Raw genomic sequence first — 25,688 nt, 5'->3', positions numbered from 1 at the left:
TCAGCGGCCGGTCCGGGCGGCTTCGACGAGACGCGCAGCGGGCACGGCGCCCGCCAGCACGCGACCGTCGTCCGTGAACAGGACGCTGACCAGCGAGGTCTGCAGGGCGCGGCCGCCCTCGACGGCGGTGGTGACGCTCTCCAGCATCGCGAGCTGAGCAGGCTCGAGTGCCTGCGGCACGCCCGAGCCATCGGCCGCGGTCAGCGCGACCACTGTCGCCCAGCCCTCTCCGATGACCGCGGGGGCGTCATCCCCCTTCTCTGCGTCCCCCTCGTGCTCGGCGTCATCCGGCCGGGTGAGGTCCTTCTCCACCACGACCATGTCGGCGCCGGGCTCGAAGGCGAAGGTGTCGGGGGCCGGAGCCGAGAAGTCGATGCGCGTGAACTCGATCTCGAAGGCGGGCGCACTCGCGCCCCGCGCGGTGACGGATGCCGCGAGCGCAGCGCCGTTCTGGCCGTCGATGGCGAAGCGCACCTCGCCGACGAGGGTGTCCTCCGTGCGCGGCACGATGAGGAGCTCGTACACCTCGCGCCCGGCCACACGCGCGTCGGTTCCCACCGTCACCTCGGTGGTGGCGTCGAGCCGGGCCAGCGCCTCGTCGAGCATCCGGTCGGGAGTCGGCAGGGCGCGGCCGGCATCGCCCGCACCGGGTGACGCGCCCGCCGGAAGGGCGAGCCTCGTGGCGGTCTGCGACTCGCTGTCGACGAACCAGGCCTCCCCCGCGTCGTGGTCGACGTAGACGTTGCGCTCGCCGAGCTGGTCGAGCACCTGCAGGCGCGCCTGATCGCCGTCGAGGTAGACGTTCGCCGTGTGCGAGCCGGTGACCAGGGCGATCAGGTCGTCGACCTCTGCCGCGCGCGGCCCGTCGTCGCGCTCCCGTGGTCCGCCGGTCAACCCGGCCAGGTCCGGCAGTCCGAGCTCGGACGACTGCTCGATCGTCCCGCTGAGCGCATCGACCTCACTGGCGCTCGCGAACGCGATCAGTTCCTCGACGGACTTGTCGGGCAGATCGACCGCTCCGCTGGCCGCCATCGGCACGAGCACCGCGGCGCCCACCGCGATCGGTGCGGCGATCGCCGCTACCCACGCGAGGGGACGACCGGCGAGCACACGGCTCCTGCTGCTCATGCGGCAAGGCTACGCCGGTGCCGGCATCCCGTCCCGGATCACGGTGAACACTCAGGGTCCAGAAGACGACTGCGAACCAGTGACAATCCCTGATGAGGGAAGGAAGATTCGGTGCTTTACCGGAAGTTTTGGTGGACCTGAGGGGACTCGAACCCCTGACCCCCTGCATGCCATGCAGGTGCGCTACCAGCTGCGCCACAGGCCCTGACGTTCCCCGCTCTCGCGGGGCAACTCGTCTAGCTTACAACACTGCTCGGGGTGCTCCGAACCACCGTCACTCCTCCGCGGCCGCACGAGCGGGAAGGGTCACCGGCACCACCGGGCAGTCCTTCCACAGCCGCTCCAGGCCGTAGTAGACGCGCTCCTGCTCGTGGAAGACGTGCACGACGAGGTCGCCGAAGTCGATGAGCACCCAGCGCGACTCCTGGCGTCCCTCGCGGCGCAGTCGCTTGTAGCCGGCCTCGAGCAGCTTGTCCTCGATCTCGTCGGCGATGGCCGCGACGTTGCGCTCGCTGCGACCGGTGACGAGGAGGAAGATGTCGACGAGCGGAAGCGGCTCGGACACGTCGAGGGCGATGAGATCCTCGCCGCCCTTCGCGTCCGCCGCGGCCGCGGCGATCCGGAGCATGTCGTGCGACTGCGCACTCGCGACCATCAGAAGACTCCCGTCACGAACGCGAGGATGAGGACGCCCACCAGCGCGAGGGCGAGGACGCCCGCCGTGATCGCCAGCGACATCATGAGCTTGCCGCCCTTCTCCGGTGCCGGCGGCTTGATGACCTCACCCGGCATCTTGGAGGTGCTGACCGCGGCGCTGGCGGCGATGGGCGTCGGCGAGGAGTGGCGCGGCAGCTCGCCGTCAATGAGGGTCGCGTCGATCTCCTTGCCGTCCGCGGTCCCCTTCGCGTGCCCGGTCGAGCCCAGTCCCTCGGGCAGGTTGAAGGTTCCGGTCACGATGACCTCGCCGGTCGCGGTGACGGGCGCCACCAGCGGCGACACCTCCGGCGCCTGCGAGACGATGAGGGTGTTCGGGATGACCGTCGCCCCCGTGGTCCGCGACAGCAGCTGATCGAACGACGGCGGGAACTCCACGGCCTGTGGCGTGCCGGCGACGGGGTCGGCGTCGAGGAGGCTCGCACCGAGGTGAGGGCTGACGACCGACTTCGGCTGCTCCTCCTCGCGCGACTCATCCTCGTCCGGGTCGGAGGACGCGTCGGCGGAGGCCTCGTCCTCGTCCGTCCGGGCGGTGCGCTCGGGAGCGAGTACCGGCGCCACGCTGGCCGACGCCGAAGCGCCCTGATCGCGGCCGGCTGCGGGAGCCGCCGGCTCGCTCTCGCGCGAGAGGCCGAACAGCGAATGCACGCCGCTGTCGGTGGATACCTGCGACGCGTCGTCCGGGGCGGTGAAGAGCGGACGCCCGGACTCCTGCGTCGCGGCGTCCGGCGCGGCGGCCACGGGCGCTGCAGGCAGGCTGGGGGCGGGTGCGGGGACGCCTGCGGCGTGCGCCGCGACGATCTCCGGCGTGATGACGGGGACGGATGCGGTGCGGATGCGCTCCTGCTGACGGGCCTGCCGTCGGGTCAACGGCGAGACGCCGAGATCCACCGCGGAGTCCGCGACCGGGGGCGGGGGCACGTCGACCGGCTCGGCAGGACGCGGGAACGGCGCAGCGGCCGGCGGCGCGACGGGCGCGGCGTCGGCAGGCGCCTCGGTCTCGGAGGTCTCGGTGACGTCGTCGGCCGACGCCGGGGTTCCGCTGATCACGGGGGTGGATCCCGTGTTGCGCAGCTCGCGGATCTGCTTGCGCGTGAGGGCTGGTGTCGCCGGGTGCTCGGGTGTGCTCATTCCTTGCTCCGGTAGAGGTGGTGCTTCGCAATGTATTGGACGACCCCGTCGGGAACGAGGTACCACACGGGGTGTCCCCGCTGAACCCGATCGCGGCAGTCCGTCGATGAGATGGCGAGGGCGGGGATCTCGAGCTGGCTGACGTCGTCGCTGGGCAGACCGTCCGTGTTCAGAACGTGTCCGGGCCTGGACACCGCGACGAAGTGGGCGAGGTCCCACAGTTCATCATGGTCTCTCCAACTGAGAATTTGCGCTATGGCGTCGGCACCGGTGATGAAGAACAGCTCCGCGTCGGGGCGCTGGGCCTTCAGATCGCGGAGCGTGTCGATGGTGTACGTGGTTCCTTCGCGGTCGATGTCGACGCGACTGACCGTGAAGCGGGGATTGGATGCCGTCGCGATGACGGTCATCAGATAGCGATGCTCGGACGGCGAGACGTCGGCCTTGTGCCATGGCTCGCCCGTGGGGACGAAGACGACCTCATCGAGATCGAACCACTGCGCCACCTCGCTGGCGGCGACGAGGTGACCGTGATGGATCGGGTCGAACGTCCCGCCCATGACCCCGATCCGCGGGGCCGCCGTCGCCGTCATGGGGCAGCCTCAGTGGCCGTGCCCCGCTCGCTGGAGGTCGTCGGCGTGGGCCCGGGCGTACGCCTCGGCCTTGTGGGAGTGACGGTTGGCCACGTTGCGGTACGACAGCGTCACGAGTGCCAGCGCGGCGAAGACGATGACCGCGACGATGCCGTACCACACCGTCTCGAGAGCGACGTTTCCGTGGTGCTCGGCCTCTTCGGCGGCGAGGGCGATGATCGTGGCGAGTGTCATTCGGGCTCCGTTCGGGTTCGCCTCTGGGGCGCAGGACTGGACCAGTCTATTCCGTTACGCGCGGACCTGCCCTGCGCCGCGCGCTAGCCACTTGGAGCTGGTGAGCTCGGCCAGGCCCATGGGCCCGCGGGCGTGCAGCTTCTGCGTCGAGATGCCGACCTCGGCGCCGAACCCGAACTCGCCGCCGTCGGTGAACCGGGTGGAGGTGTTCGCCATCACCACGGCAGAGTCCACCTCGGCGAGGAACCGGGCCTCGTTCGCGGCATCCCGCGTCACGATCGACTCCGTGTGATGGGTGGAGTAGCGCCGGATGTGGTCGAGCGCATCGTCGAGATCATCCACGACGCGCATCGCCAGGTCGAGGCTCAGGTACTCCGTCGCCCAGTCGTCGTCGGTGGCCGGTGTCACCCCTGGCGCGAGCCGCACGACGGACTCGTCGCCGTGCACGGTGACGCCGCCCTGCTGCAGCGCCTCGACGACGGGGCCCACGAGTCGCTCGGCGGCCGCCCGGTGGACGAGCACGGTCTCGACCGCGTTGCAGACGCTGGGACGCTGCGTCTTGGCGTTGACCACGATGTCGCGGGCCCACTCCAGCGGCGCGGTCTCGTCGAGCACGATGTGCACGACGCCGGCGCCCGTCTCGATCACCGGGACCGACGATTCGGTCACGACCGTCTCGATGAGCTGCGCACTCCCCCGCGGCACCAGCACGTCCACGATCCCCCGGGCATGCATGAGCTCCCGCGCGCCATCGCGCCCGAACTCGTCGACCGTCTGGATCGCCTCCGGGTCGAGGCCGCGATCGGCCAGGGCTCCGCGCATGGCGCTCACGAGAGCGGCATTGGTGCTCTCGGCAGCGGTGCCGCCGCGGAGCACCACGGCGTTGCCCGACCGCAGGGCGAGAGCGGCGATGTCGACGGTCACGTTCGGACGTGCCTCGTAGATCGACCCGACGACGCCGAACGGCACCGCGACCTTCGTCAGCGAGACGCCGTTGGCGAGGGTGCGCTCGTCGAGGACCCGCCCCACCGGATCGGGCAGTGCCGCGATCTCGCGCACCGCTGCCGCCAGCGCGGCGACCCGCGGCTCATCCAGCCGCAGCCGGTCCTGCAGTGCCGTGGAGAGTCCCGTCTCGGCGCCGCGCTGCAGATCCTCCGCGTTTGCGGCCACGATGCGGGGCGCCGCGGCCTCGATCGCATCGGCGATGGCCAGCAGCGCGTCGCGCTTGGCCTCGTCGCCGAGAATGCCCACGGTGCGGGCGGCGTCCTTCGCCAGAAGCATCCGTTCGCGTGCCGTCGTGGCGGTGGTGGTCATCGGACCAGTCTATCGGCGGCGGTGCGCACGGGTCCGGTCGCGGCGGGCGCAGCGGGCTCGGGATTCGGCTGGAACCACGTGCCGATCTCGGCGCCCGCGAGCGCCTCGGCGACGAGGTCGGCGCTCGTGACGAGCACTCCGATCCCGGATGCCGCCGCCAGACGTGCAGCGGACACCTTGGTCGCCGCGCCGCCGGTGCCGACGCTGTTGACCACGACCGACCCGAACTGGAAGCCGTGCAGGTCGTCGCCGTATGCCACGCGCGGGATGGGCGCTGCGCCCGGCTCGTCCGGCGGGCGCGTGTAGAGGCACTCGATGTCGCTCAGCAGCACCAGTGCGTCGGCACCGATCAGCTGTGCGACGAGCGCGGCGAGGCGGTCGTTGTCGCCGAAGCGGATCTCGTGGGTCGCGACGGTGTCGTTCTCGTTGACGATCGGGAGGATGCGGAGGCCGAGCAGGCGCTCCATCGCGCGGCGGGCGTTGGAGCGGTGCGTCGGGTTCTCGAGATCACCCGCGGTCAGCAGCACCTGACCCGCGACGATGCGGAACGGTCGCAGCGCCTCCTGGTAGCGGTAGATCAGCACGTTCTGGCCGACGGCCGCCGCCGCCTGCTGCGTGGCGAGGTCGCTGGGCCGCTCGTCGAGCAGCAGGTAGGGCATGCCCGTCGCGATCGCGCCGGACGACACGAGCACGACCTCGGTCCCGCGCCCGTGCGCCGCGGCGAGGGCGTCGACGAGCGGCGCGATCTTGTGGGCGTTGTCACCGCTGATCGAGCTCGATCCGACCTTCACCACGACGCGGCGCGCGGCCGGGAGGTCGCGGCGCTCGGGGGTGCTCACTCGGCGTCCTCCTCGGCCCACCCGCGCTCGGCGAGGCGCTCGGCCTCGAGGTCGGCGCGGGCCTGAGCCTTCGCGTCCATGAGCTCGTGGTACTGCTCACGGCGCTCGGAGCTGGTGCGACGGCCGCCCTGGTACAGACGAGGGTCGGTGCCGCGCGGGGCCGTCATGACCTCGGCGGCCGACGTCAGCGCCGGCTGCCAGTCGAAGACGATGCCGTCGCCCTCGCCGATGACGACGGTGGCCCCCGGCGTGGCTCCCGCGCGGTACAGCGCGTCGTCGACGCCGAGCTTGTCGAGACGGTCGGCCAGGAAGCCGACGGCCTCGTCGTTCTGGAAGTCGGTCTGCTGCACCCAGCGCACCGGCTTGTCGCCCAGGATGCGGTAGATGTTGCCGTAGGTGCCGCCCTCCACCCGCACGGTGAAGTCCCGGTCCGCGCCCTTCGGCCGGATCACGATGCGCTCGGGGGCGGGTGTATTCGCCTGCTCGAGACGATGCGCCGCGACGATGTCGCCGAGGGCGAAGGTGAGCTGGCGCAGGCCTGCGTGACTGACGGTGGAGATCTCGAACACGCGGTAGCCGCGTGCCTCGAGGTCGGGTCGCACGAGGTCGGCCAGATCCTTCGCCTCCGGGACGTCGACCTTGTTCAGTGCGATGAGCTGAGGTCGCTCCAGAAGCGGGACCTGACCCTCCGGGACCGGGTAGGCGCCGAGCTCGGCGAGGATGACGTCGAGGTCGGTGATGGGGTCGCGGCCGGGCTCGAGCGTCGCGCAGTCGAGGACGTGCACGAGCGCCGTGCAGCGTTCGACGTGGCGGAGGAACTCCAGTCCGAGCCCCTTGCCCTCGCTCGCACCCTCGATGAGACCCGGCACGTCGGCCACGGTGAAGCGCACGTCGCCGGCCTGCACGACACCGAGGTTGGGATGGAGGGTGGTGAACGGGTAGTCCGCGATCTTCGGCCGTGCCGCCGACACCGCGGCGATGAGGCTCGACTTGCCGGCGGACGGGAAGCCGACCAGCGCCACGTCGGCGACGGTCTTCAGCTCGAGGAGGACATCGCCCTCCCAGCCGGGCACGCCCAGCAGCGCGAACCCGGGCGCCTTGCGCTTGGGGTTGGCCAGCGCCGCGTTCCCGAGACCGCCCTGACCGCCCGGAGCCACGATGAAGCGCATGCCGGGCTCGATCATGTCGACCAGGACCTCGCCGTCGGGGTCGCGCACGACCGTCCCGACGGGCACGGGGAGCTCGAGGCCCTCTCCGGCGGCACCGGAGCGGTTGTCGCCCATGCCGAACCCGCCGTTGCCGGCGTTGCGGTGCGGAGAGTGGTGGTACGACAGCAGCGTCGTCACCTGCGGGTCGGCGACGAGCACGATGTCGCCGCCGTGCCCGCCGTTCCCGCCGTCGGGGCCGGCGAGCGGCTTGAACTTCTCGCGGCGCACCGAGACGCAGCCGTTGCCGCCCTTGCCTGCGCGCAGGTGAAGCGTCACCCGATCGACGAACGTGACCATCCGGTCCCCCTCAGGGATAAAGGGAAGGGGCGAGCCGAAGCCCGCCCCTTCTCGAAGTCTGCGCCACTTTCGCGGTGCGTGAGCCTGTCGAGGATTACTCCGCGACCGCCACGACGTTGACGACCTTGCGGCCGCCCTTGTGGCCGAACTCGACCGCGCCCGCGGCGAGCGCGAACAGGGTGTCGTCGCCACCGCGGCCGACGTTGGCGCCGGGGTGGAAGTGGGTGCCGCGCTGGCGGACGAGGATCTCGCCGGCGTTGACGGCCTGGCCGCCGAAGCGCTTCACGCCGAGGCGCTGCGCGTTGGAGTCACGACCGTTGCGGGTGGAGCTTGCGCCCTTTTTGTGTGCCATCTCTGCGTCTCCTGTGGCTTACTTGATGCCGGTGACCTTGACGCGCGTGAGGTCCTGACGGTGGCCCTGGCGCTTCTTGTAGCCGGTCTTGTTCTTGAACTTCTGGATCACGATCTTGGGGCCGCGCTCCTCGCCGAGCACCTCGGCGGTCACGGTGACCTTCGCGAGCTTGTCGGCGTCGGTCGTCACGGTGTCACCGTCGACGAAGAGCACCGCGGGGAGCTCGATCTTGTCGCCGACCTTCGCGGCCTGGCGGTCGAGAACGACGATCGTGCCGACCTCGACCTTCTCCTGCCGGCCACCGGCGCGCACAACTGCGTAAACCACTTCACACCTGTTTCTTCTGGGAGCACGCGCACGCGCTCAGGACGTCATGAAAGACTCGGTGCGGATATCTCGACGCACCAAGGGTCCACTTTATCAGATGCCGGATGCGGTCGCGAAAGCGGGCGCGCGCGGCATCCGTGCGTAGGATTCGGACGTGGCGATCCTCATCGACGATCCGCGCTGGCCGGCGCACGGGCGACTGTGGGCGCACCTGGTGACGGACTCCGACCTCGGCGAGCTGCACGCGTTCGCCGCGGCCAACGGCATCCCGCGACGAGGCTTCGATCTCGACCACTACGACGTCCCGGAAGAGGCGCATGCGAGGCTCGTGGCGGCCGGAGCGCAGCACGTGAGCGGACACGAGCTGGTGCGCCGTCTCATCGCATCCGGGCTCCGGGTGAAGGCCCGCGACCGACGCTGAGCCTCACCGGCCGCCGGAAACCGCCAGCTCCAGGACCTCTGCCGCCCGCCGGGGTCCGTCGAGCTGTCTGATCGCCGCCCCGAGCTCCTGCGCACGGCGGTGCAGCGCCGCATCGCGCCGCATCCGCTCGATCGTCGCGCGGATGGCCGCCGGGCCGGCCCGCCGCGGAAGGGTCTCCCCGACTCCGGCCAGAGTCACTGCGCGAGCCATGCGGGGCTGATCCGACGTGGTGTCCAGCGGGAGCACGAGCACCGGCACGCCGTGGGCGAGCGCCGCGAGGGTCGTCCCGTGCCCGCCGTGCCCCACGATCAGCGAAGCGTCCGGGAACAGCTCGTCATGGGGCATCCACTCGTGAACCCGCACACCCGGCGGCGCAGTCACCTCGCCCGGCGCGACCGCGCGGCCGAGCGTCGCGACCACCGGCGCCTCGATCCCGTCCGCGGCATCGAGGATCCGCTGCCACATCGCGACCAGATCGGGGAACCGGAAGGTGCTGAGGGTGAGGACGACGGTCGAGGCGTCGGGGCGCGCCGCCACCGCCGGCGTCATGACTCCGGCGTACACGACCTCCCCCGGCCCCGCCGACAGCGGCCGCTGAGGCGGGAAGGGCGCACGCAGGCGGGGGACGGATGCCACCAGGATCGGCGTCGCATGCGAGCGCGGCCGCGCGACGCGGATCCCTCGCGTCCAGGCGATCGCCTCGAGGGCGCGGAACCCGGGGACGAGGAAGTCGTGCATGGTGTGCTCGAGCACGGCGAAGCGCTGATCCATGCGGTCGAGTACGTCCAGCACGGCGACGAGGGTGCAGTCCACGACCACGATGTCGACCGGAGCCGCGGTCAGCTGGGCCACGGCGTCGTCGGCCAGTCCCCTGTCCGTGAACAGCCGCAGCAGGCCGCCCGGACGGGGATCGAGCACGAATCCGGGCGCGCTGGGGTACGCCGTGAAGCGCAGGTGCGCGGCGCGATAGGCCTCGGCCTGCGAGTCGTGCCCCAGCACCCGCACATCGTGCCCGCGATCGACGAGAGCCCGCGCGACGGCGATCGACGGCACGCGGTTCCCACCGCCGTCCCACGTGACGAACATGTAGCGCGCCATGGCGCCCCCGCTCCCCCGGCCCCTCGGCGCTCACACTAGCGATGGCGGGGAAGCGCCGACAGGGGGTGGCCGCCCGAGGCCCGGCGTGCGCCGGGCCCCGGGCGACCTCAGTCCTCGGCGGGCGTGTGCGGAACCGGCGTGCCGGTGAGGGCCGCCGTGGTCACGCGCCGACGCGAGCGCCCCTGACCAGGAGCCTTGGGCTCGGGGAGGGCGTTGAGCACCGAATCGAGGAGCATGTCCTTCTCGGTCTTCGTCTCGCGCTTCTGGCCGGCATCCTGACGCTTCTTGCGCTTCTTGGGACGCTCGGCCTGCGGCTGCTCCACGACCGGGGCGGCCTCGGCCACCGGTGCCTCGTCATGGTGGTGGATGGTCGAGGCGGCGATCTGGGCCAGGGCCGACTTCACGCCCTCGGTGATGACATGGGTGCCGTTCGAGCCGCCGTTCGTCGGCGCGGGCGACGCGCCGCGGCCCCGGCGACCGGACGAGGACGCACCCGTGGCCGGCGCGCGGTGCTTGACCACGGGGTCGTGGTGCACGATCAGGCCACGGCCCGCGCACACCTCGCACGCCTCGCTGAAGGTCTCGAGCAGACCGAGGCCGAGCTTCTTGCGGGTCATCTGCACGAGTCCGAGCGAGGTCACCTCGGCGACCTGGTGCTTGGTGCGGTCGCGGCTCAGGCACTCGACGAGCCGCCGCAGCACGAGGTCGCGGTTGGACTCGAGCACCATGTCGATGAAGTCGACGACGATGATGCCGCCGATATCGCGCAGGCGCAGCTGGCGGACGATCTCCTCGGCGGCCTCGAGGTTGTTCTTGGTGACGGTCTCTTCGAGGTTGCCGCCCGAGCCGACGAACTTGCCGGTGTTGACGTCGACGACGGTCATGGCCTCGGTGCGGTCGATGACCAGCGAGCCGCCCGAGGGCAGCCACACCTTGCGGTCGAGTGCCTTCTCGATCTGCTCGGTGACGCGGAACTCGTCGAACGGGTCGTGCTCGCCCTCGAAGCGCTCGACGCGCTCGAGGAGGTCGGGTGCGACAGACTCGAGGTACTTCGAGATCGTGTGGTGGGCGTCGTCGCCCTGGATGAGCATCTTCGAGAAGTCCTCGTTGAAGACGTCCCGCACGATCTTGACCAGCAGGTCGGGCTCCGAGTGCAGCAGCGCCGGCGCCTGGATGGACTCGATCTGCCTGGAGATGTGCTCCCACTGGTTGGTGAGACGCTGCACGTCGCGGGTGAGCTGCTCTTCGGTCGCCCCCTCCGCCGCGGTGCGGACGATGACGCCAGACGACTCGGGCAGCACCTCCTTGAGGATCTTCTTCAGGCGCGCACGCTCGGTGTCGGGCAGCTTGCGGGAGATGCCGTTCATGGCGCCGCCCGGCACGTACACGAGGTAGCGGCCCGGCAGGGAGATCTGGCTGGTGAGGCGGGCGCCCTTGTGCCCGACCGGGTCCTTGGTCACCTGCACGAGCACGCGGTCGCCGCTCTTGAGGGCGAGCTCGATGCGACGCGGCTGGTTGCCCGTCTCGACGGCATCCCAGTCCACCTCGCCCGAGTACAGCACGGCGTTGCGGCCACGGCCGATGTCGACGAACGCCGCCTCCATGCTCGGCAGCACGTTCTGCACACGGCCGAGGTAGACGTTTCCGATCAGCGAGGCGTCCTGACTGCGGGCGACGTAGTGCTCGACGAGCACGTTGTCTTCGAGCACCGCGATCTGGATGCGGCCGTTGCGTGAACGGACGATCATGACGCGGTCGACGGACTCGCGCCGGGCGAGGAACTCGGCCTCCGTGACGACCGCACGGCGGCGACCGGCCTCCCGGCCGTCGCGGCGCCGCTGCTTCTTGGCCTCCAGCCGCGTCGATCCCTTGATGCGCTGCGGCTCGGTGATGAGCTCGACCGCGCGCTGCCGCGGCTGCTGCGGCTGATCGGAGGACGCGGATGCCTCGTCCCTGCCCTCGCCGCCGCGACGACGGCTGCGGCGGCGCGACGACCCCGAACCGGAGGCGTCGGCCTCGGGCTCCCGCTCCCGTTCCCGCTCGCGTCCGGGACGGGCGGGGAGGACGGCGATCTCGGGCGCGTAGAAGTGCAGCTGCGTCGAGACCGCCGAGACGAACTCCTGCGGCAGCAGGCCGAGGCTCACCGCCGTGACCGGCTCCGTGGGCGACGGCCCACCGGCGTCCGCGGGCTGCGCACCACCGGGGCTGTCCGCATCGGCGCTCGCGCCGTCCGCCGCCTCCTGCGCCGGGACGGCGGCGGCCCCGGGGGCCGTCTCACCCTCGGCTGCGGCTGCCTCAGCCGCCTCACCCGCGGGGGTGTCGGCGGTCGCCGCAGGCTCTCCGTCGGCTCCGTCGCCGTCGGTCGCGACGCCGGCATCCGCCGTCGCGCCGTCCGTGTCGGCCACCCCGTGGTCCTCGACCTGTGCGCCCGCCGCTGCGGACGTCGCGTCGTCGACCGGCGCCGCTGTCAGCGGAGCGTCCGGATCGGTCCCAGGGATGAATTCTGCATCGGTTCCATCAGCCATCACTGGCGTACTCCTAGCGGGGCGGCACCGCGCGTCGCCCGGCGAAATCTCGTGCGGCGCCGCCCATGCCCCTCCGGACGGGGCGGTGCCGCGAACTCACTCGGTCTGCAGCGGATCTCGGCGCTCTGGCGGAGGTTCGCGCTGCCAAGGGCATTCGTCGCCCTGAAGTCTTCTGTATGCGACCGGCACGGCGCGGCCGTGATCGATCGACCCCCATTATCGCACTTCCCCCGCCATATTGCCCATTCGCGGCGCGCCGATGGGCTGGAGCGCCGTCTCGGGCATTTGGCACGGCGCCGGGTGCGGCAACCGATCAGAGCCGGATGCCATAATCCGAGGCATGCCCGAGCAGCACAGCCACGCCCGTCCGACCGGTCTCGCCGTCTGGCTCGTGGTCGCCGGTGTGATCGGCTGGTGGGCGGCGTTCTCGCTCACCCTAGAGAAGCTCCACGCGCTCGCGAATCCCGACGCCATCGCGTCGTGCGACTTCTCCGTGCTGGTCCAGTGCAGCGCCAACCTCGACTCGTGGCAGGGCAGCGTGTTCGGCTTCCCCAACCCGATCCTCGGACTCACCGGCTGGATGGCGCCGATCGTCGTGGGAATGGCGATCCTCGCGCGGGCCCGGTTCGCGCGCTGGTTCTGGTGGTGCTTCTGGGCGGGGATCGCCTTCGCGTTCGGCTTCGTCATCTGGCTGATCGGCCAGAGCATCTATGACCTGCATACGCTGTGCCCGTGGTGCATGGTGACGTGGTCGGTGACGATCCCGACGTTCTACGCCGTCACCCTCCACCTGCTGCGGGCGGGACTCTTCCCGGCGTCGGCAGGCGTGCGGCGCGTCGCCGACCGGCTGATGGCGTGGGTGCCGCTGGCCGCGATCCTCAGCTACGCGATCATCCTGCTGCTGGCGCAGCTTGAGATGAACGCGATCGTCAACGTCTGGCAGACGCTCTTCGGCTGATGCGACGGACGGCCGCGCCGTCGACCGGCGCGACCGCGCGTGCGCACGATGGCCCCCGCGCCGGTCGGCTCAGGCGAACCAGATGTCCAGCTCGCGGGCGGCCGACTCCGGGCTGTCGGAGCCGTGCACGAGGTTCTGCTGCACCTTCAGGCCCCAGTCGCGGCCCAGGTCGCCGCGGATCGTTCCGGGCGCCGCGGTGGTGGGATCCGTCGTCCCGGCCAGCGAGCGGAACCCCTCGATGACCCGGTTGCCGGCCAGGCGGATGGCGACGGACGGGCCGGACATCATGAACTCCAGCAGCGGCTCGTAGAACGGCTTGCCCTCGTGCTCGGCGTAGTGGCGCTCGAGCCGCTCGCGGTCGGGCTCGACCAGGCGGATGTCGACGAGGGCGTACCCCTTCGCCTCGATGCGGGCGAGGATCGCGCCGGTGAGGCCGCGGGCGACGCCGTCGGGCTTGACGAGGACGAGGGTCTCTTCGGTGGGCATGCGGGCCTTTCGTTTCGGATCAGGCTTCTTCGGGGGGATTCGCCGCGAGCTGCGCGTTGCGCCGGTCCAGAGCGGCCCCCTTGATCGTCGCATACCCGTACATGCCGCCGAAAATGACGGCGACGAGCGCCAGCGCGGGGACGAAGAGGGCGCCGAGCGCCACGATCACCTGCAGGGCCCAGCCGAGCGCGATGCCCCACCGGTGGCGCAGCACGCGCGTGGTGGCGATCATGAGCGCCGCCACCACGGTGCCCGCGACGATCCCCCACCACGGCTCGATCGGCGCGGGCAGCGCCTTCAGACCGTAGATCACCAGTCCTGCCAGGAACGCGATGAGCGACTCGAATCCGAGCACGATGGCGCCCAGCGATTCCGCCGCCCCTCGGGCGCGGCGGGGCCGTGCGGGCCGTTCAGCGCTCATCGCTCGACCCGCTCTTCCAGTCCTCGGAGGCGGACAGCGCCAGCGCCTCGCCGGCGAGGACGACCGAGCCCGCGATGACGACGGCACGGCGATCGGATGCCGCCGCCCACGTGCGCGCCGCCTCGGCGGCATCCGCGAGGTCGCGGTGCACCGACACCCGCAGGTCGTGGGCCTCGGCGAGGTCGGCGATGGCGTCGGCGTCCTCGGCCCGCTCGGAGTCCGGCGCCGTGGCGAAGACGTGGGCGGCGACCGGTGCGAACTCGGCCACGATTCCGGCGGCGTCCTTGTCGGAGAGCACGCCCAGCACCACGCCCCATTCGTCGAAGTCGAAGCTCTCGCGCAGGGCGCCGACGAGTGCGCGGACGCCGTGCGGGTTGTGCGCCGCGTCGACGAGCACCGTGGGTGCTGCGCCGACCAGCTGGAGACGCCCCGGCGAGGTGACGGCGCCGAGACCCTCGGCCAGGACGTCGCCGGCGATGCGCTGGGCTCCTCCCCCGACGAGGGACTCCACCGCGGCGATCGCGAGGGCGGCGTTGAAGCCCTGGTGGGCGCCGTACAGCGGCAGGTACTCGTCCTCGTATGTGCCCGCGAGCCCGCGCACCGTGATCTGCTGCCCGCCCACGGCCAGACGCTGCTCGGCGAGGGCGAACTCCGCACCCTCGAAGGCGATCGAGGCGCCGTGGCGGGTCGCTGCCTCGCGCAGCGCCGCCTCGGCGGCGGCATCCTGCCGCGCCGAGACGACTGCAGCGCCGTCCTTGATGATGCCCGCCTTGACCGCGGCGATCTCGGCGATCGTGTCGCCGAGCCGGTCGGCGTGGTCCACGTCGATCGGCGCGAACACGGCGACGTCCCCGTCCGCGGTGTTGGTCGAGTCCCAGGACCCGCCCATTCCCACCTCGAGCACCAGCACGTCGATCGGCGCGTCCGCGAACGCCACGAACGCCAGCACCGTGAGCAGTTCGAAGAAGGTCAGCGGCGCATCGTCCTTCGACTCCAGCTCGGCATCGACGATGTCGACGAACGGCGAGATCTCGTCCCACGCGTCGGCGACGGCGGCGTCGTCGATCGGCTCTCCGTCGATCATGATGCGCTCGGTGAACCGCTCGAGATGCGGGCTGGTGAACAGGCCCGTGCGCAGGCCGTGGGCACGCACGAGGCTCTCGATCATGCGACTGGTGGAGGTCTTGCCGTTCGTGCCGGTCACGTGCACGACGCGATACGTCTTCTGGGGGTCGTCGAGCAGCTCGAGCACGCGGCGGGTGCGCTCGACGCGCGGCTGCACCCACCGCTCCCCCTGGCGCTGGAGCAGCGCCTCGTAGACGGCGTCGGCCCTGCGGCGGTCGCGGTCGCTCATGCGGAGACCCCCACCCTGCCGACCGAGACGGTGAACGCGCCGCGATTGGCGTACGTGCCCGCGTCGACGACGGCCTCGTACTCGACGGGCGTGTCGCCGTCGCCCGAGACGACGAGCCGGCTGCCGCGGGTGCTCACCGAGTGCGCGACCGCGAGGGTCTCACCCGCGACGTCGGCGACGTCGAACGCGGACGCGACGGCCTCGCCGTCGGCGGCCTCGTCGAAGAGCAGCGCCAGGCGGATGCGGTCGCTGACGTCGAATCCGGCGGCCTTGCGCGTGTCCTGCACGGCTCGGATGACGTCCCTCGCGAGCCCCTCGGCCTCGAGCTCCGGCGTGGTGGTCGTGTCGAGCAGCACGAAGCCCTCGCCCGCGAGGAGGGCGATCGCCGTCCCCTCCGCCACGCCCCCGGCTTCGAGCGTCAGGTCGTACTCGCCGGGCTGGAGGGCGATGCCGTCGACGATCACGGCGCCGTCGCGCTCCTCCCACACACCCGCCTTCGCCCCGGCGATCACGTGCTGCACCTGCTTGCCCAGGCGCGGGCCGGCGGCGCGGGCGTTGACGGAGAGGCGCTTGCTGATGCCGTAGCGCTCCGACACGTCGTCGCCCAGCTCCATGAGCTGAACCGTCTTGACGTTGAGCTCGTCGCGCAAGATGCCCTCGAACTGCGCGAGGGCTGCGGCATCCGGAACCGCCACCGTGAGCGTGGGAAGCGGCAGGCGCACGCGGCGGCCCTCCTTCTTGCGCAGGGCGTTGGCGACGCTCGATGCCTCGCGCACGGCGTCCATGGCGGCGCGGATGTCGTCCGCCGCGGGGAACGCCTCGGCGTCGGGCCAGTCCTGCAGGTGAACGCTGCGGCCGCCGGTGAGTCCCTGCCACACCTTCTCGGCCACCAGCGGGATGAGCGGGGCGGCCACGCGGGTGAGCGTCTCGAGCACCGTGTACAGCGTGTCGAACGCCTGGCGGCTCTCCGGGTCGTCCGACACGCCCGTCCAGAAGCGGTCGCGCGAGCGGCGGATGTACCAGTTCGTCAGCGCCTCGCCGAAGTCGCGGAGCTTGGCCGCGGCCAGCGTCGAGTCGAGCGCCTCCAGGTCGGCGGCGACGTCGCGCACGAGGTCGCCGGTGAGCGCCAGGATGTAGCGGTCCAGCACGTCGGTCGAATCGGTGCGCCACGACGCCTCGTAGCCCGCTCCGCCGGCGCCGCGCGCCGCGTTGGCGTACGTGGCGAAGAAGTACCACGCGTTCCACAGCGGGAGCAGGAACTCCCGGACGCCCGCGCGGATGCCCTCCTCGGTGACGACGAGGTTGCCGCCGCGCAGCACCGAGCTCGACATCAGGAACCAGCGCATCGCGTCGGAGCCGTCGCGGTCGAACACCTCGCTGACGTCGGGGTAGTTCTGCAGCGACTTCGACATCTTCAGGCCGTCGCTGCCCAGCACGATGCCGTGGCACGAGACGCCCGTGAAGGCCGGCCGGTCGAACAGCGCGGTCGACAGCACGTGCATCACGTAGAACCAGCCGCGCGTCTGCCCGATGTACTCGACGATGAAGTCGGCCGGCGAGTGCTCGTCGAACCACTGCTGGTTCTCGAACGGATAGTGCACCTGCGCGTAGGGCATCGACCCCGAGTCGAACCACACGTCGAAGACGTCCTCGATGCGCCGCATCGTCGAGCGGCCGGTCGGGTCGTCGGGGTTCGGGCGGGTGAGCTCGTCGATGTAGGGGCGGTGCAGGTCCACCTCGCCCTCCGCGTTGCGCGGCAGACGGTCGAAGTCGCGCTCGAGCTCCTCGAGCGAGCCGTAGACGTCCACCCGCGGGTGCGACGGGTCATCGCTCTTCCACACCGGGATCGGAGAGCCCCAGTAGCGATTGCGGCTGATCGACCAGTCGCGCGCGCCCTCGAGCCACTTGCCGAACTGGCCGTGCTTGACGTTCTCGGGCACCCAGGTGATCTGCTCGTTGCCGGCGATCATCCGGTCCTTGATGTCGGTCACGCGCACGAACCAGCTCGAGACGGCGCGGTAGATGAGGGGATTGCGGCATCGCCAGCAGTGCGGGTACGAGTGCTCGTAGCTCGCCTCGCGCAGGAGACGGCCCTCCTGGCGCAGCAGACGGATGAGCGGCCGGTTGGCGTCCATCCACAGCTCGCCGGCCACGTCGGTCACCTGCGGCAGGAAGCGCCCGCCGTCGTCCAGGCTCATGATGAGCGGGATGCCGGCGGCCTCGGTGATCCGCTGGTCGTCCTCACCGAACGCCGGAGCCTGATGGACGATGCCCGTGCCGTCGCCCGTCGTGACGTAGTCGTCGACGAGGATGCGCCAGGCGTTCTCGGTGCCCCAGGTCGCGGCATCCGCGTAGTAGTCGAACAGACGGTCGTACGCGACGTTCTCGAGCTCGGATCCGAGGACCGTCTGGACGACGGCGGCGCGGGCGGCCTCGGCGGACGCGTAGCCGAGGTCCTTCGCGTACCCACCGAGCAGCTCCTCGGCGAGGAGGTAGCGGTGGGCGTACGCCTCCTCCGCCTCGTCGGCCCGGCCGTCGGGTCCGCGGTGGACGTCGGCGGCGCCGTCGGGCCCGCCGGGCACCACGACGTACCGGATGCCGGGGCCGACCGCCAGGGCGAGGTTGGTCGGCAGCGTCCAGGGGGTGGTCGTCCACGCCAGCGCGCGCACCCCGGTGAGGCCGAGGGACTCGGCCTTGGCGCCCACCAGCGGGAACGCGACGGTCACCGACGGGTCCTGGCGCATCTTGTACACGTCGTCGTCCATGCGCAGCTCGTGCGCCGACAGCGGTGTCTCGTCGCGCCAGCAGTATGGCAGGACGCGGTACCCCTCGTACGCGAGGCCCTTGTCGTGAAGCGTCTTGAACGCCCACAGCACGGACTCCATGTACGACGGGTTCAACGTCTTGTAGCCGCGCTCGAAGTCCACCCATCGCGCCTGGCGCGTGACGTAGTCCTCCCACTCCCGCGTGTAGGCGAGGACGGACTCGCGGGCCTTCGCGTTGAAGGCGGCGATGCCCATGGCCTCGATCTCGCTCTTCTCGGTGATCCCGAGCTGCTTCATGGCCTCGAGCTCGGCGGGGAGACCGTGCGTGTCCCAGCCGAAGACGCGGTCGACCCTCTTGCCGCGCATGGTCTGGAAGCGCGGGAAGAGATCCTTCGCGTAGCCGGTGAGCAGGTGGCCGTAGTGCGGCAGGCCGTTGGCGAACGGCGGACCGTCGTAGAAGACCCACTCGTCGGCGCCTTCGCGCTGGTCGATCGACGCGCGGAAGGTCTGGTCGGCCTCCCAGAAGGCGAGCGTCTCCCGCTCGATGTCGGGGAAGCGGGGGCTCGGGACGACGGCGGCTTCGCCGGTGCTCGGGGACCGTGACTCAGATCGTGGGTAGGTCATCATCTCTCGCAGGTGCTCGCTCGTGTGCTTCCTGCGGGGACGACCGAACCGGAGACTCTCCGGCCGACCGCGGTACCACCCTGCATTGACGGATGCCTCGGCGGAGGCATCCGTCCTCTCTCACTGCGGCTGTGACGGGCCTGACCCGCTCGGTTCTAATGGGGACGCCACGCGGTGGCGTCCTGTTCTTCCGAGAGCTCCCCGGTGATGGCCGGATCGGTGCTGATCGCACGAGTCTACCGGGCGTGCGCAAGGCGGGAATGCGAACGGCCGCGTCCTGGTTTCTGGACTCGTGCCAAGATTGACGTCCGTGACCGCCGCAGCACCCGCATCCACCCTCCCCCTCGACAACGCCCCGACGCGCCGCGTCGCATGGGCATCGATGGTGGGGACCTCCCTGGAGTCGTTCGACTTCTACCTCTTCGCGTACTTCTCGGCGTTCTTCGTCGGGCCGCTGTTCTTCGACCCGCTGGGGCAGTTCGGCGCCACCAGCGCGGCGTTCCTCACGATCGCGCTGGCCTTCGTCGTCCGCCCGATCGGCGCCGTGATCTTCGGGTACATGGGAGATCGCGTCGGGCGCCGCGCGACCCTCCTGTGGACCGTCGCCATCATGGGTGTCGCGACGGGCCTCATCGGCCTGCTGCCCACCTACGCCCAGGCCGGATGGCTCGGCGCGGTGCTGCTGATCGTCCTGCGTATCGTCCAGGGGCTGTCGCTGGGTGGCGAGTGGGGCGGCTCGATCCTCATCGCCACCGAGAACTCCGGACCGGTCAAGCGCGCGTTCTACGCCGCGATCCCGCAGCTCGGCTCGCCCGTCGGCTCGATCCTCTCCGCCACGGTCTTCATCGTGCTCACCGCCGTGCTCCCGCCCGAGCAGATCGCCGAATGGGGCTGGCGCATCCCGTTCCTCCTCGCGCTCCCCCTCCTGCTCGTCTCGCTGTACCTGCGCTGGTCCATCTCCGAGACCCCGGTGTTCGAGGGGATCGTCGCCGAGGGGCGCCGCGACCGCGTGCCGTTCGTGACGATGTTCGCGAAGCGTCCCGGTGCGATGGCGATCGCCGTCGGCGCCGCGCTCCTGGGCATCGGGTCGTACTCGCTCATGAACACCTACACCGTCAACTACGGCGTCGAGCAGCTCGGCTTCAGCTTCCAGGACCTTCTGGTCGCGACGACCATCGGCGGTCTCCTGCAGCTCGTGACGATCCCGCTGTTCGGCGCGTGGGCGAGCCGCGTCGGCTCGGCGAACGTGGTGGTGTGGGGTGCGCTGGGAACGCTCCTCATCACCTTCCCGATGTACTTCCTGCTGCAGTTCGCGACGTTCCCGATCCTCGTCGGGACCATGATCGTCGGCGGCATCCTGCCGACGATGGCGTGGGCGGCGCTGGGCGGGCTCATGAACGACCTCTTCCCCGACCACTTCCGGTACTCGGCGCTGTCGTTCGCGTACGCCCTGGCTGCGACGCTGAGCGGCTTCGTGCCGTACCTGACGCTCAGTCTCGGCGAGGCGACCGGCTATGCCTGGTGGCACCCGGGCGTCATCCTCGCGATCATGTCGGCGGTGACGCTGGTGGCGGCCTTCCTCGCGTCCCGCCGCCGCGTGGAGCCGGAGCTGGCGACACGACCCGAGACGGCGACGGCGAACGCCTGACGAGACATCGAGGGAGCGGATGCCGCAGCGCGCGGCATCCGCTCGCTTTTCCGCCTTCACGCGGCCCGGGCTAGAATCGAGCGGCATCCCACACTCAGGCACGCTCACACAGTGCCGCACATATCGCTCGAGGAGTTCGCATGACCGACGCCCGCCCCGCACAGGGACAGATCCCCGACAAGCCCGCGCTGGAGGGCCTCGAGCAGAAGTGGGACGCCGCGTGGTCCGCGCAGGGCACGTACCTCTTCGACCGTGATCGCGCCGTCGAGGTCGGGCGCGGAGGCATCTACTCGGTCGACACTCCCCCGCCGACCGCCTCGGGATCGCTCCACATCGGCCACGTCTTCAGCTACACCCACACCGACGTCAAGGTGCGCTACGAGCGCATGCGCGGCAAGACGGTGTTCTATCCGATGGGCTGGGACGACAACGGCCTGCCGACCGAGCGCCGGGTGCAGAACTACTACGGCGTCCGCTGCGACCCGTCGCTGCCGTACGAGCCGGGCTTCACGCCGCCCTACGAGGGCGGCGACAACAAGTCCAGCCGCGCCGCCGATCAGATCCCCATCAGCCGCCGCAACTTCATCGAGCTCTGCGAGAGGCTGACCGTCGAGGACGAGAAGCACTTCGAGGCGCTCTGGCGCTCGCTCGGCCTGAGCGTCGACTGGACCCAGACCTACCGCACCATCTCCGACGACACGATGCGCACCAGCCAGCTGGCGTTCCTGCGCAATGTCGAGCGCGGCGAGGCGTTCCAGGACCTGGCGCCGACGCTCTGGGACATCGACTTCCGCACCGCTGTCGCGCAGGCCGAGCTCGAAGACCGCGACCAGCCGGCCGCGTACCACCGCGTCGCCTTCCACAGGACCGACGGGTCGGGCGACGTCTTCATCGAGACCACGCGGCCCGAGCTGCTCGCCGCTTGCGTGGCGCTCGTCGCCCACCCGGACGACGAGCGGTATCAGCCGCTCTTCGGCACCACCGTGCGCACTCCGCTGTTCGACGTCGAGGTGCCCGTTCTCGCCCACCCGCTGGCCCAGCAGGACAAGGGCTCGGGCATCGCGATGATCTGCACCTTCGGCGACGTCACCGACATCGTCTGGTGGCGCGAGCTCCAGCTTCCGAACCGCACCATCCTCGGACAGGACGGCCGGGTGATGGCCGAGGCGCCCGACGTCATCGCCACGGATGCCGCCAAGGCGGCGTACGCCGAGATCGCCGGCAAGACGGTCTTCAGCGCGAAGAAGCGCATCGTCGAGCTCCTCCAGGAGTCCGGCGAGATGGAAGGCGACCCGAAGCCGTTCACTCACGCCGTGAAGTTCTACGAGAAGGGCGACCGCCCGCTGGAGATCGTCTCGACGCGCCAGTGGTACATCCGCAACGGCGCACGGGACGAGGCGCTGCGCGACAAGCTCATCGCCCTGGGCAAGAGCATGTCGTGGCATCCGGACTTCATGCGCGTCCGCTTCGAGAACTGGACGAACGGTCTCACCGGTGACTGGCTGGTCTCCCGTCAGCGCTTCTTCGGCGTTCCGATCCCGGTCTGGTACGCCCTCGACGAGAACGGCGACCGCGACTACGGCCGCGTTCTCACGCCCGACCTCGCCGCGCTCCCGATCGACCCTTCCACCGACGTGCCCCCCGGCTACACCGAGGACCAGCGCGGCGTCCCTGGCGGGTTCGACGGCGAGAACGACATCTTCGACACGTGGGCGACGTCATCCCTCACGCCGCAGCTGGCCGGAGGCTGGGAGCGCGACCCCGAGCTGTGGAACCTCGTCACGCCGTTCGACGTCCGTCCGCAGGGACAGGACATCATCCGCACCTGGCTCTTCTCGACGCTGCTGCGCAGCGCCCTCGAAGACGACCGCGCGCCGTGGACGGATGCGGCGATCTCCGGCTTCATCGTCGACCCCGACCGCAAGAAGATGTCGAAGTCCAAGGGCAACGTGGTCACGCCCGCCGACATCCTCGCCCAGCACGGGTCGGACGCGGTGCGGTACTGGGCGGCCTCGAGCCGTCTCGGCACCGACGCGGCCTTCGACCCGCAGAACCCGACGCAGATCAAGATCGGCCGCCGCCTCGCGATCAAGGTGCTCAACGCCGCCAAGTTCGTCCTGTCGTTCCCGGTCCCCGAGGGCGCCGAGGTCACCCACGCGCTGGACGCATCGATGCTCGCCACGCTCCACGGCGTGGTGCGCGAGGCGACCAAGGCGCTCGAGGACTACGACCACGCCCGTGCTCTCGAGGTGACCGAATCGTTCTTCTGGACGTTCTGCGACGACTATCTCGAGCTGGTCAAGGAGCGCGCCTACAACCAGACCGATGTCGGCCAGGCCTCCGCCGCACTCGCGCTGCGCCTGGCGATGTCGGCGCTCCTCCGGCTGCTCGCGCCGGTGCTCGCCTTCGCCGCCGAGGAGGCCTGGTCCTGGTTCAACGAGGGCTCCGTGCACACGGCCGCGTGGCCCGTGGCGCCGGACGAGGAGTGGGGCGACCCGGCCGTGCTCACCGCGGTGAGCGCGGCGCTCGTCGGCGTGCGTCGCGCCAAGACGGAGGCCAAGGCGTCGCAGAAGGCCCCGGTGGCGCGGGCGGTCATCGCCGCCCCGGCCGCGACCCTCGAGGCGCTCAAGCTCGCCGAGGGTGACCTCAAGGCGGTCGGCCGCATCGAGCGGATCGAGTACGCCGACGCCGACGCCGTGTCGGTGACCGACATCCAGCTCGCCACTCAGGAGGCCTGACATGCAGCTCGGAACACGCTGGACTTCGGGCGACGAGCCCCCCGCCGCCGTGCCGGACGCGCTGCGCCGCGGCGTCAAGTCCGTCGACGCGACGATCCCGGCCGACCAGTTCGGACAGCCTCGGCCGCGCTGGACGCTCACGTGGCTCGAAGGCAAGCCGATCGCCGAGCTCGACACCGGGATCATCGTGTCGCTCGACGCCGACGGCGAACCCGTCGCCCGGAACGATCCGGAAGACGGCTTCGGGTAGCATCCGCCGTCAGTCCTCCGGGGCGTCGTGCCGCGACGCCTCGAGCAGGAGCCTCACGGCGACCGCCGTCGCCACGAGGGTGACGCCGGCCGCGATGAGGAGCGGCAGCCGGAGGTCGAAGCGCGCCACCCAGCCGCCCAGCAGCGTCGCGAAGGGGAAGATGCCCCACGTCAGACTGCGGATGATGCCGAGCACGCGGCCGAACAGGTGGCCGGGGATGATCGACTGACGCAGAGCGCCCCACGGCACGTTCCAGATCGACACGGCGCACGCCATCACCGCGTAGGCCACGGTACCGGTGATCGCCTCCGGCGCCAGCCACACCCCGAACAGCCCGGCCGCGGCGACGACGTTCGCCGCGAGCATCACGCGGCCCCGTCCGAACCGCTGCACGAGACCGGGGGCGATGAGCGAGCCCACGAGGGCGCCCAGTCCGATGCCCGCCGTGACGAAGCCGATGGCGGCGGGGTCGACCGCGAGCTCGTCGAGGAAGTAGAGGAAGATCGGGGCCTGGGCGAAGGCGAATGCCGAGCCGACGACGCAGGTGAAGAGCACCATCGCCCGCAGGAAGCGGTGGTTCCAGAGGTACCCCAGCGCCTCCCGTGCCGAGACCGCCTCCGCCGGACGGGGCTGTGCGGCGGCAGGCAGCTCGGCGGCGGCCAACGGCTCCGCGCATGCGATCTCGCCCTGCGCGGCGATGGTCGCCGCGCGGTCGAGATCCCGCGGCTCGCGGAGGGGTCGCGCTGCGGAGAGCGGAAGGAGCAGTGCGAGGGCGATCGGGATGACGTAGCCGGTGGCGCCCACCCAGAGCGGCAGGGCGAGCGAGAAGGCGAACAGGACGCCTCCGATCGGCGCCGAGATGAAGTTGTCGATCGTGATCTGCGCCGCCTGGAGGAACCCGTTTGCGCGGTCGAGCCCTCGCCGGGGCACCAGGGTCGGGACGATCGAGTTCGTCGCGTTGTCGAAGAGCGTCTCACCCAGGCCGAAGACCAGCACGCCGGCCAGCAGCCACCACACCGTGATCGCTCCGGACACCGTCAGCGTCGCGAGCCCCACCGCGGCGAGGCCGCGGATCGTGTTCGCGATGGCCATGATCCAGCGCCGGTCGAAGCGGTCGACGATCATCCCGGCCGGCAGCCCGAACACGAGCCATGGCAGGAACGCGAGCGCGCTGATCGCCGCGATGGCGAGGGGATCCCGCGTGAGCGTCGTCGCGATCAGCGGCACCGCGACGCGTCCGACACCGTCGGCGAGATTGCTGAAGGCTGCCGCGGTCCACAGCTTGCCGAAGTCGCGGCCGAGCGGCACCCTGGCCGGACGCTCGCTGCGCGACCCCTTCCGCGGCTGCGTGTCGGTGGCGGCGCTCATCGCGGGAGGATCCCGATCGCCGCGCGAGCTGTCGCTTCACGGCGGATGCCGTCGGCGGCCGCCTGAGCCGACACTGCGCGTCGGAAGGCGACGCCCGCGCGCCGTTCGACGCGTCCGAGGACGTGGGCGTCGAGGGCGGATGCCGCACGCAGCAGGGCTCTGTCGAGCCCCGTGGCGGCGGCGGAGAGGGTTCCCGTCGTCACATCCGGGAGGGTGATGGTGGTCATGACTGCGCTCCTATCCTTCGAGTCCGGGGAGCGGGAACAGGTCGGCCCGGATGGTCACCGGGCGGACGTCCTCGCCGTTCTGTTCGCGGTACGTGTCGACTGCTTCGTCGATGAGGGCCATGATCGCCGTGGCGAGCTCCTTGCTCTGCTCGGGCGTGAGGCGCACGGTGGCCGTGGAGATCAAGCTCGCGTCCTGCCACGCGTTCTCTTCCGCGTTCAGGCCCCGGTCGATGAACCGCATGAGCTGCTCCTGGCGAAGCCGGAAGAACTCGCTCATCACGATCTGGGTCGCCGCACGGCCGGAGGGCGTCTTGAGCGCCTCCTCGTTCGCGAACGACACGCCGCCGACCGGACGCTCCCACCAGCGTTCCCGGCCTGATCCGCGGTCGGCCACCTCGTGGATGAGGTCGTGCTTGGCCAGCGCGCGGAGGTGGTAGCTGGTGGCGCCCGAGGACTCCCCCAGCCGCTCGGCGAGCGAGCTCGCCGTCTGGGGGCCGTACTGGCTGAGGATGTCGTAGATCTTCACGCGGAGCGGATGCGCCAGGGCCCGCAGCGCGCCGGCGTCGAGGACCCGGTCCTGCCGCCCGCTCGGGGCCGGCGAACGGTCGTCGGTGCTCGGGGCCGTGATCTCCTCGTCCATGGCTTCAGCGTACGACCGCAAAAGATTC

General features: G+C 70.9%; 24 protein-coding genes and 1 tRNA gene. 5 read left to right on the top strand and 20 right to left on the bottom strand.

What is annotated here, in order from left to right; all coding sequences use genetic code 11:
* From ACZBH1_RS15195 to rplU, 11 genes are all read right to left on the bottom strand, one after another.
* On the bottom strand, nt 1-1,128 hold the full coding sequence (locus tag ACZBH1_RS15195; RefSeq protein WP_463646860.1) for a LolA family protein: 1,128 nt from the start codon (nt 1,126-1,128) through the stop codon (nt 1-3).
* A gap of 129 nt (nt 1,129-1,257) precedes the next feature.
* Nucleotides 1,258-1,333, bottom strand: a tRNA-Ala gene (locus ACZBH1_RS15190).
* A gap of 69 nt (nt 1,334-1,402) precedes the next feature.
* Nucleotides 1,403-1,783: a ribosome silencing factor gene (gene rsfS, locus ACZBH1_RS15185; protein ID WP_336397028.1), complete on the bottom strand. Its 381-nt coding sequence runs from the start codon at nt 1,781-1,783 to the stop codon at nt 1,403-1,405.
* Nucleotides 1,783-2,973 (bottom strand): hypothetical protein, encoded by a 1,191-nt coding sequence (locus ACZBH1_RS15180; protein WP_463646859.1) that lies wholly within the window; start codon nt 2,971-2,973, stop codon nt 1,783-1,785. Before ACZBH1_RS15180 ends, rsfS begins: the two co-directional genes overlap by 1 nt.
* A complete protein-coding gene (gene nadD, locus ACZBH1_RS15175; RefSeq protein WP_336397026.1) occupies nt 2,970-3,566 on the bottom strand; it encodes a nicotinate-nucleotide adenylyltransferase in 597 nt (198 codons plus the stop codon). The genes ACZBH1_RS15180 and nadD overlap by 4 nt, the downstream gene beginning before the upstream one ends.
* A gap of 9 nt (nt 3,567-3,575) precedes the next feature.
* The gene (locus ACZBH1_RS15170; protein ID WP_336397025.1) at nt 3,576-3,800 is read right to left on the bottom strand and encodes a hypothetical protein; all 225 of its coding nucleotides are present in this window, start codon (nt 3,798-3,800) and stop codon (nt 3,576-3,578) included.
* Between the two features lie 54 nt (nt 3,801-3,854).
* Nucleotides 3,855-5,114, bottom strand: a complete 1,260-nt coding sequence (locus ACZBH1_RS15165) for a glutamate-5-semialdehyde dehydrogenase (RefSeq protein ID WP_463646858.1) — start codon at nt 5,112-5,114, stop codon at nt 3,855-3,857.
* On the bottom strand, nt 5,111-5,953 hold the full coding sequence (gene proB / locus ACZBH1_RS15160; protein WP_336397023.1) for a glutamate 5-kinase: 843 nt from the start codon (nt 5,951-5,953) through the stop codon (nt 5,111-5,113). The genes ACZBH1_RS15165 and proB overlap by 4 nt, the downstream gene beginning before the upstream one ends.
* Nucleotides 5,950-7,458: a GTPase ObgE gene (obgE, locus tag ACZBH1_RS15155; RefSeq protein ID WP_463646857.1), complete on the bottom strand. Its 1,509-nt coding sequence runs from the start codon at nt 7,456-7,458 to the stop codon at nt 5,950-5,952. Before obgE ends, proB begins: the two co-directional genes overlap by 4 nt.
* Before the next feature lie 94 nt (nt 7,459-7,552).
* Nucleotides 7,553-7,810 (bottom strand): 50S ribosomal protein L27, encoded by a 258-nt coding sequence (gene rpmA / locus ACZBH1_RS15150; protein WP_109211194.1) that lies wholly within the window; start codon nt 7,808-7,810, stop codon nt 7,553-7,555.
* Between the two features lie 18 nt (nt 7,811-7,828).
* Nucleotides 7,829-8,137, bottom strand: a complete 309-nt coding sequence (gene rplU / locus ACZBH1_RS15145) for a 50S ribosomal protein L21 (RefSeq protein WP_109211193.1) — start codon at nt 8,135-8,137, stop codon at nt 7,829-7,831.
* A gap of 154 nt (nt 8,138-8,291) precedes the next feature.
* Between rplU and ACZBH1_RS15140 the strand changes: the two genes are divergently transcribed.
* Nucleotides 8,292-8,558 (top strand): DUF4031 domain-containing protein, encoded by a 267-nt coding sequence (locus tag ACZBH1_RS15140; RefSeq protein ID WP_336397021.1) that lies wholly within the window; start codon nt 8,292-8,294, stop codon nt 8,556-8,558.
* A 3-nt stretch (nt 8,559-8,561) separates the two neighbouring features.
* Here ACZBH1_RS15140 and ACZBH1_RS15135 read toward each other — a convergent pair whose 3' ends face one another.
* Complete coding sequence (locus tag ACZBH1_RS15135; RefSeq protein ID WP_463646856.1) at nt 8,562-9,656, bottom strand: glycosyltransferase; 1,095 nt, start codon at nt 9,654-9,656, stop codon at nt 8,562-8,564.
* Nucleotides 9,657-9,763: 107 nt separating this feature from the next.
* Complete coding sequence (locus tag ACZBH1_RS15130; protein ID WP_463646855.1) at nt 9,764-12,181, bottom strand: Rne/Rng family ribonuclease; 2,418 nt, start codon at nt 12,179-12,181, stop codon at nt 9,764-9,766.
* A gap of 340 nt (nt 12,182-12,521) precedes the next feature.
* Here ACZBH1_RS15130 and ACZBH1_RS15125 point away from each other — a divergent pair, with 340 nt between their 5' ends.
* Nucleotides 12,522-13,139: a vitamin K epoxide reductase family protein gene (locus ACZBH1_RS15125; protein WP_336397018.1), complete on the top strand. Its 618-nt coding sequence runs from the start codon at nt 12,522-12,524 to the stop codon at nt 13,137-13,139.
* Nucleotides 13,140-13,208: 69 nt separating this feature from the next.
* Here ACZBH1_RS15125 and ndk read toward each other — a convergent pair whose 3' ends face one another.
* Genes ndk through ileS form a run of 4 tightly spaced genes read right to left on the bottom strand, consistent with a single transcriptional unit; the run spans nt 13,209 to nt 18,789 of the window.
* A complete protein-coding gene (gene ndk / locus ACZBH1_RS15120) occupies nt 13,209-13,625 on the bottom strand; it encodes a nucleoside-diphosphate kinase (protein ID WP_336397017.1) in 417 nt (138 codons plus the stop codon).
* Nucleotides 13,626-13,644: 19 nt separating this feature from the next.
* Nucleotides 13,645-14,046 carry a DUF4233 domain-containing protein gene (locus tag ACZBH1_RS15115; RefSeq protein ID WP_463646854.1) on the bottom strand — a complete coding sequence of 134 codons (402 nt, stop codon included), beginning with the start codon at nt 14,044-14,046 and terminating at the stop codon, nt 13,645-13,647.
* The gene (locus ACZBH1_RS15110) at nt 14,036-15,400 is read right to left on the bottom strand and encodes a bifunctional folylpolyglutamate synthase/dihydrofolate synthase (protein WP_336397015.1); all 1,365 of its coding nucleotides are present in this window, start codon (nt 15,398-15,400) and stop codon (nt 14,036-14,038) included. The genes ACZBH1_RS15115 and ACZBH1_RS15110 overlap by 11 nt, the downstream gene beginning before the upstream one ends.
* Nucleotides 15,397-18,789, bottom strand: a complete 3,393-nt coding sequence (gene ileS, locus ACZBH1_RS15105; RefSeq protein ID WP_463647062.1) for an isoleucine--tRNA ligase — start codon at nt 18,787-18,789, stop codon at nt 15,397-15,399. Before ileS ends, ACZBH1_RS15110 begins: the two co-directional genes overlap by 4 nt.
* A 310-nt stretch (nt 18,790-19,099) precedes the next feature.
* Here ileS and ACZBH1_RS15100 point away from each other — a divergent pair, with 310 nt between their 5' ends.
* The 3 genes from ACZBH1_RS15100 to ACZBH1_RS15090 all read left to right on the top strand — a co-directional run bounded on the left by ACZBH1_RS15100 (nt 19,100) and on the right by ACZBH1_RS15090 (nt 23,425).
* Entirely contained in the window at nt 19,100-20,437 is a 1,338-nt protein-coding gene (locus ACZBH1_RS15100) for an MFS transporter (RefSeq protein WP_336397014.1), read from the top strand.
* 140 nt (nt 20,438-20,577) lie between these two features.
* The gene (gene valS, locus ACZBH1_RS15095) at nt 20,578-23,175 is read left to right on the top strand and encodes a valine--tRNA ligase (RefSeq protein WP_463646852.1); all 2,598 of its coding nucleotides are present in this window, start codon (nt 20,578-20,580) and stop codon (nt 23,173-23,175) included.
* A gap of 1 nt (nt 23,176) precedes the next feature.
* Nucleotides 23,177-23,425 (top strand): hypothetical protein, encoded by a 249-nt coding sequence (locus ACZBH1_RS15090; RefSeq protein ID WP_336397012.1) that lies wholly within the window; start codon nt 23,177-23,179, stop codon nt 23,423-23,425.
* Nucleotides 23,426-23,434: 9 nt separating this feature from the next.
* Here ACZBH1_RS15090 and ACZBH1_RS15085 read toward each other — a convergent pair whose 3' ends face one another.
* Genes ACZBH1_RS15085 through ACZBH1_RS15075 form a run of 3 tightly spaced genes read right to left on the bottom strand, consistent with a single transcriptional unit; the run spans nt 23,435 to nt 25,660 of the window.
* Nucleotides 23,435-24,793 carry an MFS transporter gene (locus ACZBH1_RS15085; protein WP_463646850.1) on the bottom strand — a complete coding sequence of 453 codons (1,359 nt, stop codon included), beginning with the start codon at nt 24,791-24,793 and terminating at the stop codon, nt 23,435-23,437.
* Nucleotides 24,790-25,020, bottom strand: a complete 231-nt coding sequence (locus ACZBH1_RS15080; protein ID WP_463646849.1) for a hypothetical protein — start codon at nt 25,018-25,020, stop codon at nt 24,790-24,792. Before ACZBH1_RS15080 ends, ACZBH1_RS15085 begins: the two co-directional genes overlap by 4 nt.
* 10 nt (nt 25,021-25,030) lie before the next feature.
* On the bottom strand, nt 25,031-25,660 hold the full coding sequence (locus ACZBH1_RS15075; RefSeq protein WP_336397009.1) for an ArsR/SmtB family transcription factor: 630 nt from the start codon (nt 25,658-25,660) through the stop codon (nt 25,031-25,033).
* Nucleotides 25,661-25,688 lie beyond the last annotated feature (28 nt).

It is taken from the genome of Microbacterium sp. ZXT2-5, from assembly GCF_055329545.1.
The sequence above is the reverse complement of the archived record's forward strand: the minus strand, read 5'-3'. Positions and strand labels throughout refer to the sequence as shown.